Genomic DNA, 12,164 nt, shown 5'->3' with positions numbered 1-12,164 from the left:
TTACCCTCTCACTCGGTTGGCGACGGCGCTGGCAACGGCCGCGGTGTCGACGTCTTTGCCCGGCCCGAAGGCACGAACGATTTCAGCAGCAACATCACGGGCGACCTCTTCTGCCGTGGCAACTGCCCCGGCTTCGATCTCTGCGATGCGGGCTTCGCCTTCGGCGGTTTGCGCCGCGATCTGGGCATCTGCCTTGTCAATTTCGACCTGCAATTGCGCTTGGATTTCCTCACGGGTTTCCTGAGCAATCTTCGAGGCCTCGGCCCGCGCGTTGGCAAGCGCAGTGTTGTAGCTTTCTTCCGCTTCAGTTGCCTGACGCTTCAGATCTTCGGCAGTGGCCAGGTCGTTGGTCAGCGTTCCTTGACGCTCTGCGATAACAGCAGAGATCCGGGGCAGTGCGACTTTTGCCAGAACGAAGTAGATCGCCACCAGCGTCAGAACCAACCAGAAGACCTGGTTGTCAAATGTCCCGATGTCCAACTGTGGCATCCCTGCCGCGTCGGTCGCGCCGTGGTGGTCTGTTCCGATGGCAACCTCTAGGCCGGCCTCAAGCCCGCCATGGGCGTCATCGCCGTGGCCTGCATTTTCGGCTTCGTCAGCCATGGGTGTTCCTCCAACCGGAATTCGGGGGTGTTACGGTGGCGCGCCATCACGGGGACAGCGCGCCGAACGTAAGGATCTTTAGTCTACTGTCTTAGACAGCGAACATCAGCAGCAGAGCGACGAGGAAGGCGAAGATGCCCAGAGCCTCGGCGAACGCGATGCCGATGAAGAGAGTTGCGGTCTGGCCAGCAGCCGCAGAGGGGTTGCGCAGGGCGCCGGCGAGGAAGTTGCCAGCAACATGGCCCACACCGATAGCGGCGGCACCAGAACCGATGGCGGCCAGGCCGGCACCGATGAATTGACCCATTTGTGCGATATCGCCTTCCATGATGTATCTCCTTACGATTTGGAAGTTTTCCTTCCGGGCGTAGCGCCCGGGGGAATGGTAGACCGGGCCTTGGCCCGGGTTGTCTTAGTGAGCGGGGTGAAGCGCGTCCTTCAAGTAAACGCACGTCAGGATTGTGAATACGTAGGCCTGAATGGCCGACACGAGAACTTCGAGGCCGTAGATCGCGACCACACCGATGATCGGCGCGATGCCTGCAAGGCCCAGAGCGCCCGCAAAACCGGCAAACACTTTCAGAACCGCGTGGCCAGCCATCACGTTGCCTGCCAAACGAATGGAGTGGCTAACGGGGCGCACGAAGTAGGAAATCAGTTCGATGATTGCCAGAACCGGGCGCAGCACCAGTGGTGCCGAGGACACCCAGAAGAGGCTCAGGAAACCGACGCCGTTCTTGACGAAACCAAGGATCGTGACCGTCAGGAACACCGCCATCGCCAGCACAGCCGTAACAGCGATGTGGGAGGTTGTGGTGAAGCTGGTGGGGATCAGGCCAAGGAAGTTGGCAAACAGAATGTAAAGGAACAGCGTGAAGATGTAGGGGAAGTAGGGCAGAGCGTCCTTGCCTGCCACGTCCTCGACCATGCCGCGCACGAAACCGTAGGCGAGTTCCGCAATCGACTGGCTGCGCGACGGGATCACGGCGCGACCGCGCGTGCCCCAAACCATCAGCGCGATAACGCACAGAACCGACAGCGCCATCCAAAGCGTCGCATTGGTGATTGTGAACATGCCCACATCGCCGTGACCGAACAGAGGCGACACAACGAATTGATCCATCGGGTGGATCGCAAGGCCGCCTGCGTAGTCGTCCATGTAGGCCGCGATGAAGCCCAGAACGGCAAGGCCGATCAGGACGAAGGCGACCATGCGGCCAGTACCGTTAGAGTCCGATTTGGTCTCGGTGTTGGTGCTCTCAGTCGCCATCGTGCGTCCCCGTTCCATCTGCCGCGTTCCCGCGTGCTGCTTTATCTTCGCGCTCTAGCGCGTCTCGCTGGATCTCATTGGCCGAGCGGATCATTGTCTTGATCCCGGCAACAAGCCCCAAAATAACAAACACGACCATCAGCCACGGTGTGGTGCCGAACAACCAGTCCAGCCCGTAACCAATGCCGAAGCCAATGACCAAACCGGCCACCAACTCGATCACCATCCGCCACGCCAATTGCGCTTGGGAATGATGCTCTTCCACCTTCGAGCGCTCCGGGTTGGCCCGAGACTTTGCCGCCGCAATCCGCGCTTCAAGCGCTTGCATACGGTCTTCGTCGTTCTCAGACATCACCATACCGCCTTCGTGGAAAGGTTGCGCGGAAGCTAGGGTGCGCCGCCGCCAGAGTCAACGCGCATGGAGGCCGACTAAGCCACTGTAAAATAACAAATTTCCAACTTGTCGCACAGCGTTGCGCCGCGAATGCCGCCTTGCAGCATATTCAACCAATTGGTTGACGTTTCCACCAACTGCCCCCTACTGGCCCTATGGTTGTAGCGAACAAACCCTCTCTCGATGCCGTTTTCGCCGCCCTCTCGGACCCGACCCGAAGGGCGATCCTGCACATGTTGTTGGAAGATGACATGGCCGTCACCGATGTGGCCGACCCGTTCCAGATGTCATTGGCCGCGATCTCAAAACACCTCGGCGTATTGAGCGCAGCGGGGCTGATCACGCAGGAAAAACGCGGACGGGTGAAATGGTGCAAGCTGGAACCTGATGCCTTGAAGGCAGCCTCGGTCTGGATGCAGGGGTTTGGACAGTTCGACCCCGTCGACGTGGACGTGCTCGAACGCTGGCTCGGACAAGAGGGCCTGTCCGAGGCGATTGGCTTGGATGAGGGCGGTCAGGCCTAAGGCGTCAGCCCCAATAGTCGCGCCGCCCCGATGTCGTCAGGCCCCAATGTCTTCAAGCAATGCCCGCGAGGCGCAGAACGGCCAGAACGACGACAATAAGTCCAATGATATAAAGAATATTACGCATAGCGTGCTCCTTCAGAAAAAGTTGATGACGGCGACGATGACGACGATCAAGCCGATGATAGTAAGTATTCCACGCATTGCGGACGCTCCTTTTGATAGGGTCTTGTGGTATAACGACCCCAAGGGCGCTGCGGTTCCCTCTGCCGGTGAAACAAATCCTAACCGGGCACGCGAGCCATCCTTTTGGACCTGCGCCAACCCCGCTGAGAGAGGATCACGCCATGTCACTACGCTTATCGCTTCTGCTGTCCATTGCTGCTGGACCTGCCCTTGCGCAGGCCACTTGCGAGGCCCCCGTCGGCCCGATCGAGACCTGCCTCGTGGGGGCTTGGGTCGGCACCTCTACCATCCCCGAGGCGTTGGAACGCGCCATGATGTCGATGCCCGACGCGGTGCGCGCCAATTTCAGTAGCTTCGGGCAACCGGTCGGCATGATCATCTACGACGACGGCTTCTTCGAAACCTTCCCCATCGCTGCCGAAGGCGTGGCCGACTTCGTCGATGACGACGGCGATGTCACAACCTACGAGATGACGGGCCAAACCGTGACAACAGCGGGCTACATCACAGCACTCGGCGGCACGCTGGACATTTGCTACCTGCCCGGCGGGCAAGGCAACCTGAACGGACAGATGACCGTCACCACGGGCGGCAACAGCACCACCTTGCCGCTCCCCACGATGCCCGGCAACACCTTCAACCCCGTGATCAGCTACAGCTGCTCGGGCGACACGATGCAGCAAAACGTGGCCCTGCCCGCCCCGATCGGCACCATCACCTATGACATGATCCGCGTCCCGCGAGAGGCCTTCCCTTTCGCCCGCGAAGGTGCTGCGGGCGAATGACCTAGTCCTTAAGCAACATCGCCAAGGCCAGGACCGTCAGCCCAACGCCCCCCAACACCAAAGCGCCCGGCACGGGCTGGCCCAAGGCGATCTCCCACAAGATCACCCAAGATGGCGTCAGATAGGTATAGGCCATGACCTTTGACGACGGCAGCCTGAGCGACGCGAACTGGATCAGGAACACGGTCGCCGCACTGGCAAACACCGCCGTATAGGCGATGGTGATCCAGACCAAGGGACGCAACGCCGCCCAATCGGTCGCCGCAATGTCCCCGATGCCCCAAATGGTGATGACCCCGGCGCAGGCCACAAGGGTCAGGAACGAGAACACCAAAACCGCCTCGCCCCGGTTCAATACCCTGACCATCGGCGTATAAAGCGCATGGCCAACACAACCGACAAAATAAATCGCCTCCCCCCGCCCGATCTCAAACGCCATCAGGGCCCCGAAATCCGCCCGGAAAATCACCCAGGCAGCCCCCAAAGCGCCGATCAGCAACGCGCCCGCAATCCGCGCGCTGACGACTTGGCGCAACAAGAACCAGCCGAAAACAGCGCTCAACACCGGCGTCAGCGTAAACACTGCCGCTGCCGATACAGGCGGCGCCGTCTTCAACCCCTCAAACATCAACACGAAATAGAAGGCGAAGATCCCGCCCAACACCCCATACCGCCACGGCGCTTGCAACGCCGCCTTGGGCACGCCTCCCCTGGCAAATACGAAAGCGCCCATGATCGCCGCGGCGATCGCAAACCGCACCGCGTTCAGCGCCGTGGGCGCCAACTCGTCAGCCACCTGCCCTCCAAGGGAGAACGACCCCGCCACCAGCGCCGAGAACGCCAACATCGCCAGATGCCCGCCCCGCACCGATCCTATTGCTTCTTTCACACCACTCTCCCCGTCACCGCCCGGCTTCCGAACCCGCGGCGCCCCCATTCACCTTGGCCATACACCTCCGGGGGAGTCTGGGCCCTTCAGGGCACAGGCGGGGGCAGAGCCCCCAAACCGCCCCCGATCACTTCGGCCGGCTCAGGCGACGGGCCAATCCTTCACTTGATCCTTCAGGTGCCGCACGAAGGTCTGCACCTTGGCCGTCCGGTGCAAATCCATATGGGTCACGAGCCAAAATTTGGCGGTCCAATCCTCCAACGCAGGCAGAACCTCTACCAACTCCTTGGTGCCGACCCGGTCCCATGAGGCTACAAAACCAATGCCGATGCCTGCCTGAACCGCTTCTTTCGCGGCCTCCATCGAGGACGTGCGGAAATAAATCGCGCTGTTGGGGACATTATCCGTCAACCACTTGAAATAGGGTGCGCGCGGCAGCTCTTCGGTGGAGCCGACAAACCGGTGCGAACCGACGTTCTCGTCAGTTAACATCCCGAATCGCTCCACATAGCTGCGGCTGGCCACCAACCGCAGGGTTTCGGTGAAAAACGGCTGCACCACATTGTCGGGCTCGTCGGGCAGCTTGCCCGCGCGGATCGCCACATGGGCCTCGCCGTATTCCAGCCGGAACACCCGTGTGTCGGTGACAAGGCGCACCCGCAGATCAGGGTGGCGTTCCTGGAACTGGCCGATCGTCGGCACCAACAGAGGCGACAGCGCCGCGATGGAGGTCACGATCAACTCCCCCGTTACCTCGTCGCCGCGGCCCTTGATGCGCCCCGCCAACTGCGCGAACTGGTCATCTGTCTGCCCCGCAACGGCCAGCAGATCCTGCCCCGCCTCTGTCGGAGAATAGCCCCTTGCGTGGCGTTGGAACAATTTCGCCCCCAGCCGCGACTCCAGCGCATCAATGTGTCGGATCACGGTGGCGTGGTGAACGCCCAATGCCTCTGCCGCGCCCGATACGGTGCCGATCTTGGCGACCTGAAACGCGGTTCTGACTTCATCCCAATTGTCCATCTGTCCACCTTTGCCCTTATGTGTGCGCCATCCCACACAATCAGCGATTTACCCCACCATGAGTGCACAGGCCCGCGGTTGCAACGTGTCAGTCGCCCCTTCACGAGTCCCACTGTGCATTTTCGCACCAAATGGCGCAATTTTTGCAAATTGCCATCACTCATGCAGGTGCTCATATCCTCCGCATCACATTCAATGACACTGGAGCCTCCCCATGACCCACATTCTGCGCATCGACGCCTCTGCCCGCCGAGAGGGCTCTGTCTCCCGAGATCTCACCTCTCAGATCATCGCCCGTTTGGTCGGCACCGTGACCACGCGCGACCTTGCCGATGGCATGGCTCTGCTGACGGAGGATTGGGTCGGCGCCAACTTCACACCTGCGGACGCCCGCACCCCTGAACAGGCCGAAATCCTTGCGCAATCCGACGCGCTGGTGGCCGAGCTTCAGGCCGCCGACACCATCGTGATCGGCCTGCCAATCTATAACTTCGGCGTGCCTGCCGCCTTGAAAGCATGGGTCGACCAAGTGGCCCGCGCAGGTGTGACGTTCCAATACACCGAGAACGGCCCTGAAGGCCTGTTGACCGGGAAGCGCGTGATTGTCGCCGTGGCCTCGGGCGGCACCGAGGCCGGGTCCGAGATCGACTTTGCCACCGGCTACCTGCGCCACGTCCTTGGCTTCATCGGCCTGACCGACGTCACCTTCGTGACCGCCGACCGTCTGGCGCTGGACGCGGAAGGAACTCTGGCAAAGGCCCGCGCTCAGGTCGAGGCATTGGCCGCCTGAAGGCAGGGCAGGAAAACCAGAAGTGGACAGGGGCGGCCATGATAGGCCAACCTCCTGTCCATGAAGGTCATTTCCAGCACTCCCGACCGCCTGACCATGGGCAAAACCAACCTGTTGGGCGGCCTCATCTGTCTTGCGATGACGCCGCTCACGGGGTTTCTTGGCGTCATGATGATCTTGGACGAGCCGCCCGCCTTCGGGTGGGCGCTTGTCGCGCTAAGCATTGCCATGGTCATCCTTTCGATCCTCGCGATGCAAAGCAAAGTGCGCGTCGTGCTCGACCGACCCGAGGATTTTGTCCGCGTGAGCAAAATCTCTCCGTGGCGGCGCACCCACACAGAGGTGCCGCTGTCCAGTACCGCGGGCGTCGCGCTGATCCACGCGGTGGGGCCGGGTTCCACCAATATCGAGGTCGCGATGGTACCTGCCGATGGGGTGGACCAGCCAAATTTCCGGGTCGGCTACTACGCCTCGGAAGGTCCGGCCGATGCACAAGCGGGTCATATCCGCGAATGGCTAGGGCAAACACAGCCTAAAGTTTGAGCCGAAGCGACGTCTGTGGTACCGTGTAACGATGTTGAAGCCCATCATCATGGTGAGGCCCGTCATCGCCCTCACCGCGTTGCTCAGCCTATCTGCCGCCGCTGGCGCGCAGACCTGTGCGCTATCGTTCACCATCGAAGTCACCCAAGGCGTGGGCCTGATCCGACCCGGAACGCATTTGCCGGGGAATGCCGAATACACCACCACGGGCCGATCTTTCCGTCAGGAGGGCGGCTCTACCGCGCATCTGGCGGCAGGCTCCATGACTATTGGGGACAACATCACTGGCCCGATATGGACGCTAATCGCCACATCGCGCGCCCACGCCGCCGATCTGATTGGCATCTACGCCCATCATATCGAGGGGCTTTCCTTCGCCGGGTTGGACTATGAAGGCCCGATGGCGTTGACGCTGTTCGGCGAACCGGGATCTCGCCTCACGCCCGAGCCGCCCGCGACCCAAGCGGAATGGGATGACATGAACCTGCGCCGCGCTTTCACCCTTCATGCCGAAGGCGACATGCTGGCCGGTGACGTGTTGGATTTGACGGCGGTATGCAGCTAGCCTCAAGCCTGCCCCCCATGCTGCCCTAACGATTGCACCATTTCAGGCATAGAATTGCCAAAGTCCAAGGCGACAAGCCGGGAAAATTGCACGCACAAGGCAGACCCCATGAAGATCACCGAGCATACTGACGAAAGCGTCACCCTTCACAGCGACATCACCGGAGCACGCAACACGATCCTTGCGGCCACGATGGCCGCTTTGGTCATAACCGTCGCCGGTATGGTGATGGAATCCACGCTTCTGGTTGTGGTCGGGGCGATCTGCGTACTCGCCCTTTATGGTGCGTTTATCTTTGGCCTAGAGACACTTCACGCCACGCTCGACATTGTGGACGGCACCGCCGAGGTGGAGCGCAAGCGCCGGGGTCAGCCCGTGGCGCGCGCCATCGTTCCCCTCGAAAAGGTCTTGCCCGCGCCCGATGCCTACGACCCGGAACGCGCCTTCATGCGCAACCTGCACGCTACTGCCGCCACACGGGCCAGCCAATTGCTACCCGCCCCCGGCATGGCCCCCACCGATGCCCGCCGGGTGCTGGCATGGGCGGCCAACGGCTGATACGCCACCTTCCCCGCAATCCCTGCCCTGCAATCATTGACTCACCCGCCGTTCCCGCCTAAATCCCCAAGCAATAGCCGGAAAGCCAAGCTTCCCGGTCCCGCGCGCGTTCGTAGGATCGCCCCCCGTCAGCGAGTTTCGCCCACGGGGGCTTATTCGCATTGGGGTTTGCCATTGTCGCAAACGCCACCGCAAACGCCGCGCCTTTGGGACCGCCAGAGTTTGGAAAGACGGCACGCAGACCTTAAGTGAGACCTGAACGGGAAATGAGCCGACGTGAAGTCACCAACTGCCAAAAAGCTGCTGATCGCGGGCCTGTTGATTGTGGGCGCGTTCATCCTTGCGGTGGCCGTGTTTTCAGCCTTGGCCGCTTGGGGGCAATGCAGCGGCGGGCGCATGGTTATGATGACCGATCCGTTCAACTATCCCCCGGCAACCTGCGTGCGGCTACCCGATATCTTCGGCGCCATCGCCAGCGAATTGAGCATCGCCAGCTTCACAGTCGTCATGTTCAGCCCGATCTGGATCACTGTCTGGGGCCTATTGGTCGCGGCAACCGAAATCTCGGAACGCAATCGTCTGAAGCGGCAAAAGGATTAACACATGTTTGAGAATCTATCCGAACGCCTAGGCGGTGTCTTTGACCGCCTCACCAAACAGGGCGCGCTGTCCGAGGATGACGTTCGCACCGCCCTGCGCGAAGTGCGTGTCGCTTTGCTGGAGGCCGACGTTTCCCTGCCCGTCGCCCGCACGTTCATCAAGAACGTCGAAAAGAAAGCCACCGGCGCGGCTGTTACCAAGTCGATCACGCCCGGCCAGCAGGTCGTCAAGATCGTCCATGACGAGCTGATCGCCACCCTGCGCGGCGCAGAAGACCCCGGCGTTCTGAAAATCGACAACCCGCCTGCGCCGATCCTTATGGTCGGCCTGCAAGGCTCGGGCAAGACCACAACCACGGCGAAGCTCGCCAAGCGGTTGAAGGAACGTGAGGGCAAAAAGGTCCTGATGGCCTCGCTCGATACGAACCGCCCCGCCGCGATGGAGCAGTTGGCGATTCTGGGCACGCAAATCGGCGTCGACACCTTGCCAATCGTGCCCGGTGAAGATCCGGTGCAGATCGCCAAGCGCGCCAAGACGCAGGCGTCGCTGGCGGGCTACGATGTCTATATACTCGACACTGCGGGCCGGTTGCACATCGACGCCGAACTGATCGCCCAAGCCGCCGCCGTGCGCGACGTGGCCAACCCACGCGAAACGCTGCTGGTGGTCGATGGCCTGACCGGCCAAGACGCGGTGAACGTGGCTACGGAATTTGATGACAAGATCGGCGTCTCGGGCGTTGTCCTGACCCGGATGGACGGCGACGGACGCGGCGGCGCGGCGCTTTCCATGCGCGAGATCACCGGCAAGCCGATCCGTTTCGTGGGCCTCGGCGAAAAGCTGGACGCGATTGAAACATTCGAGCCCGAGCGTATCGCGGGCCGCATCCTTGGCATGGGCGACATTGTTGCTCTGGTCGAGAAAGCACAAGAAACCCTGGAGGCCGAACAGGCCGAGCGCATGATGAAGCGCTTCCAGAAGGGTCAGTTCAACATGAACGACCTGAAAGGCCAGCTAGAGCAGATGCAGAAGATGGGCGGCATGCAAGGCATGATGGGCATGATGCCCGGCATGGCAAAGATGTCGAAACAGATCGAAGAAGCGGGCTTCGACGATAAGGTGATCGTGCGCCAGATCGCTCTGATCCAGTCGATGACCAAGAAAGAACGCGCCAACCCCGCCGTGCTGCAAGCCAGCCGCAAGAAGCGGATCGCCAAGGGCGCGGGCCAAGACGTGTCGGACCTGAACAAGCTTCTGAAGATGCACCGCCAGATGGCGGACGCGATGAAGAAGATGGGCAAAATGGGCAAGAAGGGCCTGATGCGCGGCGGTTTGGGCGCGTTGATGGGCAAAGGCGGCGGCATGCCTGCGGGTATGGACGCAGGCGCCATGGGCGGCATGGACCCCAAGGCGCTGGAACGCGCGGCCAAGCAGATGGGCGCAGGCGGCGGCGGCCTGCCGGGCCTTGGCGGCATGGGTGATCTTTCGGGGCTCGGGAAGAAGAAGTGACACCGCGCCTCGCCCATATCCCCACGCTGGAGACCGAGCGTCTGACCTTCCGTGCCCCCGAGGCATCGGATTTCGAGGCGTTCAAGGCCTTCGCCCTGTCCGAGCGTGCCACCTTCGTGGGCGGCGGGCCGGATAAAGACGTGGGCTATGCGTGGCGCGTTCTGGCGACCATCACCGGCCATTGGCACCTGCGCGGCTTCGGCTGCTTTGCCGTGGTGCGCAAAGATACAGGCAACGTTGTGGGCACCATGGGCCCTTGGCGGCCCGAGCCTTACCCCGAAAACGAGTTCTCTTGGACCGTTTGGGACGAGACCGCCGAAGGCAAGGGTTTCGCGTTCGAGGCCATGACCGCCATCCGCCGTTACGCCTACACCACCCTCGGCTGGACTACCGCCGTCAGCAATATCGACGCGGGAAACACGCGCTCGGTCGCGCTGGCCACCCGCCTTGGCTGCGTGATCGACACCGATGCACGCGGCCCCCACCCCGATGATGTGGTCTACCGCCACCCCAGCGCGGCAGAGGTCTTGGCATGATGATTATCCCCACCCTCCTGTCCGAGCGCCTGACCCTGCGCGCGCCGTCCCTTGGGGATTTCGAAGCAATCGCCACCTTCCGCGCGTCCGAGCGGTCGCATTTCGTCGGCGGCCCCTCGACCGAGGCCGAAAGCTGGCAATACCTTGCGGCGATGATCGGCCATTGGCATCTGCGCGGCTATGGCCGCTGGATCGTGGCCGAAACCGGCGCTGAAGATGTGGCCCTTGGCATCGTCGGACCGCTGTGCCCCGTGGATTGGCCCGAGCCCGAGATCGCCTGGACCATGTTCGCCAATGGCGAAGGCAAAGGCTACGCCTATGAAGCCGCCCTGCTGGCCCGTGATTACGCCTATCAGACGTTGGAATGGCCCACCGCCGCCAGCTTCGTGAACGCCGACAATGCGCCCTCTCTGGCGCTGGCCAAGAAACTCGGCTGTCGCTTGGATGGCACCTTCGAGCATGGCAAATTCGGCACCATGCAAATTTGGCGTCACCCCTCTCCGGCGGAGGTGCTGGCATGAGCATCCAATCCAGCCGCCCATTCCCACATCAGGAGACCGCCCCATGAGCGACGCAGTCACCAAAGCCGCCGAGGTCCTGAAGGGCCACCGCGAAAGCATCGACCGCCTTGATGCGATTTTGATCTACACCCTGGGTGAGCGTTTCAAGCACACCCAAGCCGTCGGCGCGTTGAAAGCCGAACACGACCTTCCCCCAAGTGATCCTACGCGTGAAGCCACGCAGATCGCCCGGTTAGAAGACTTGTCACAGCGGGCCGATCTGGACCCCGCTTTTGCCAAGAAACTCATGCGCTTCGTCATCGACGAAGTCATCCGTCACCACGAACAACATCAATCCTGAAACCATCGGTTTCATCTAAAATACACTCAGGAGATACCTACCATGGCTATGAAAATTCGTCTCGCCCGCGGCGGTTCCAAAAAGCGCCCCTTCTATCGCATCGTTGCATCCGACAGCCGTATGCCCCGCGATGGCCGCTTCATCGAGAAGCTCGGCACCTACAACCCACTGCTGCCCAAAGACAGCGAAGATCGCGTAAAAATGGACATGGAACGTGTTCAGCACTGGCTCGACAAGGGCGCTCAGCCCACCGACCGCATCAGCCGCTTCCTTGAAGCCGCTGGCGTCGTCGAAAAGAAAGAGCGCGCCAACATGAAAAAAGCACAGCCCGGCAAAAAAGCCGTTGAGCGTGCCGAAGAAAAAGCCGCCAAAGCAGCCGCCGCCGCAGAAGCAGCAGCCGCCCCCGCGGAAGAGCCCGCAGCAGAAGAAGCCGCCGCAGAGGAGTAATTCCTTAACGCGGCCCCCGCGCGCGCCACTCGCGCGACGCGGCGGCTCAGACCTTCGGCATGGGGCAGGACATTTGATCTTGCC

General features: G+C 61.6%; 18 protein-coding genes. 12 read left to right on the top strand and 6 right to left on the bottom strand.

Features of this window, described 5'->3' with window-relative positions:
* The 4 genes from K3728_03590 to K3728_03575 all read right to left on the bottom strand — a co-directional run bounded on the left by K3728_03590 (position 1) and on the right by K3728_03575 (position 2,225).
* A complete protein-coding gene (locus tag K3728_03590; GenBank protein ID UWQ96336.1) occupies positions 1-603 on the bottom strand; it encodes a F0F1 ATP synthase subunit B' in 603 nt (200 codons plus the stop codon).
* A gap of 91 nt (positions 604-694) precedes the next feature.
* Entirely contained in the window at positions 695-931 is a 237-nt protein-coding gene (locus K3728_03585; GenBank protein ID UWQ96335.1) for a F0F1 ATP synthase subunit C, read from the bottom strand.
* An 84-nt stretch (positions 932-1,015) separates the two neighbouring features.
* Positions 1,016-1,873 carry a F0F1 ATP synthase subunit A gene (locus tag K3728_03580; GenBank protein ID UWQ96334.1) on the bottom strand — a complete coding sequence of 286 codons (858 nt, stop codon included), beginning with the start codon at positions 1,871-1,873 and terminating at the stop codon, positions 1,016-1,018.
* Complete coding sequence (locus tag K3728_03575; protein ID UWQ96333.1) at positions 1,863-2,225, bottom strand: AtpZ/AtpI family protein; 363 nt, start codon at positions 2,223-2,225, stop codon at positions 1,863-1,865. The genes K3728_03580 and K3728_03575 overlap by 11 nt, the downstream gene beginning before the upstream one ends.
* A 197-nt stretch (positions 2,226-2,422) precedes the next feature.
* On the opposite strand from K3728_03575, the gene K3728_03570 reads away from it, so the two are divergent.
* A complete protein-coding gene (locus K3728_03570) occupies positions 2,423-2,791 on the top strand; it encodes a metalloregulator ArsR/SmtB family transcription factor (protein ID UWQ96332.1) in 369 nt (122 codons plus the stop codon).
* 347 nt (positions 2,792-3,138) lie between these two features.
* Positions 3,139-3,762 carry a hypothetical protein gene (locus tag K3728_03565; GenBank protein ID UWQ96331.1) on the top strand — a complete coding sequence of 208 codons (624 nt, stop codon included), beginning with the start codon at positions 3,139-3,141 and terminating at the stop codon, positions 3,760-3,762.
* Position 3,763: 1 nt separating this feature from the next.
* Here K3728_03565 and K3728_03560 read toward each other — a convergent pair whose 3' ends face one another.
* Positions 3,764-4,699, bottom strand: coding sequence for a DMT family transporter (locus tag K3728_03560; GenBank protein UWQ96330.1), 936 nt, complete (start codon positions 4,697-4,699; stop codon positions 3,764-3,766).
* A gap of 93 nt (positions 4,700-4,792) precedes the next feature.
* A complete protein-coding gene (locus K3728_03555; protein UWQ96329.1) occupies positions 4,793-5,671 on the bottom strand; it encodes a LysR family transcriptional regulator in 879 nt (292 codons plus the stop codon).
* Positions 5,672-5,885: 214 nt separating this feature from the next.
* On the opposite strand from K3728_03555, the gene K3728_03550 reads away from it, so the two are divergent.
* The 10 genes from K3728_03550 (at position 5,886) to rpsP (ending at position 12,080) form a co-directional block, all read left to right on the top strand.
* Positions 5,886-6,461: an NAD(P)H-dependent oxidoreductase gene (locus K3728_03550; protein UWQ96328.1), complete on the top strand. Its 576-nt coding sequence runs from the start codon at positions 5,886-5,888 to the stop codon at positions 6,459-6,461.
* 60 nt (positions 6,462-6,521) lie between these two features.
* The gene (locus K3728_03545) at positions 6,522-7,004 is read left to right on the top strand and encodes a hypothetical protein (protein ID UWQ96327.1); all 483 of its coding nucleotides are present in this window, start codon (positions 6,522-6,524) and stop codon (positions 7,002-7,004) included.
* 31 nt (positions 7,005-7,035) lie between these two features.
* Complete coding sequence (locus tag K3728_03540; GenBank protein ID UWQ96326.1) at positions 7,036-7,569, top strand: hypothetical protein; 534 nt, start codon at positions 7,036-7,038, stop codon at positions 7,567-7,569.
* Between the two features lie 108 nt (positions 7,570-7,677).
* Positions 7,678-8,127, top strand: a complete 450-nt coding sequence (locus K3728_03535) for a hypothetical protein (GenBank protein ID UWQ96325.1) — start codon at positions 7,678-7,680, stop codon at positions 8,125-8,127.
* A gap of 276 nt (positions 8,128-8,403) precedes the next feature.
* A complete protein-coding gene (locus tag K3728_03530) occupies positions 8,404-8,727 on the top strand; it encodes a hypothetical protein (GenBank protein ID UWQ96324.1) in 324 nt (107 codons plus the stop codon).
* Positions 8,728-8,730: 3 nt separating this feature from the next.
* Positions 8,731-10,236 (top strand): signal recognition particle protein, encoded by a 1,506-nt coding sequence (gene ffh, locus K3728_03525; protein UWQ96323.1) that lies wholly within the window; start codon positions 8,731-8,733, stop codon positions 10,234-10,236.
* Positions 10,233-10,772 (top strand): GNAT family N-acetyltransferase, encoded by a 540-nt coding sequence (locus K3728_03520; GenBank protein UWQ96322.1) that lies wholly within the window; start codon positions 10,233-10,235, stop codon positions 10,770-10,772. Before ffh ends, K3728_03520 begins: the two co-directional genes overlap by 4 nt.
* A gap of 2 nt (positions 10,773-10,774) precedes the next feature.
* Positions 10,775-11,293, top strand: a complete 519-nt coding sequence (locus tag K3728_03515; protein ID UWQ97432.1) for a GNAT family N-acetyltransferase — start codon at positions 10,775-10,777, stop codon at positions 11,291-11,293.
* 43 nt (positions 11,294-11,336) lie between these two features.
* The gene (locus tag K3728_03510; protein ID UWQ96321.1) at positions 11,337-11,633 is read left to right on the top strand and encodes a chorismate mutase; all 297 of its coding nucleotides are present in this window, start codon (positions 11,337-11,339) and stop codon (positions 11,631-11,633) included.
* A 42-nt stretch (positions 11,634-11,675) separates the two neighbouring features.
* The gene (gene rpsP, locus K3728_03505) at positions 11,676-12,080 is read left to right on the top strand and encodes a 30S ribosomal protein S16 (GenBank protein ID UWQ96320.1); all 405 of its coding nucleotides are present in this window, start codon (positions 11,676-11,678) and stop codon (positions 12,078-12,080) included.
* Positions 12,081-12,164: the final 84 nt, after the last annotated feature.

The organism is Rhodobacteraceae bacterium M385 (genome assembly GCA_025141835.1).
Classification (GTDB): domain Bacteria; phylum Pseudomonadota; class Alphaproteobacteria; order Rhodobacterales; family Rhodobacteraceae; genus Gymnodinialimonas.
The sequence above is the reverse complement of the archived record's forward strand: the minus strand, read 5'-3'. Positions and strand labels throughout refer to the sequence as shown.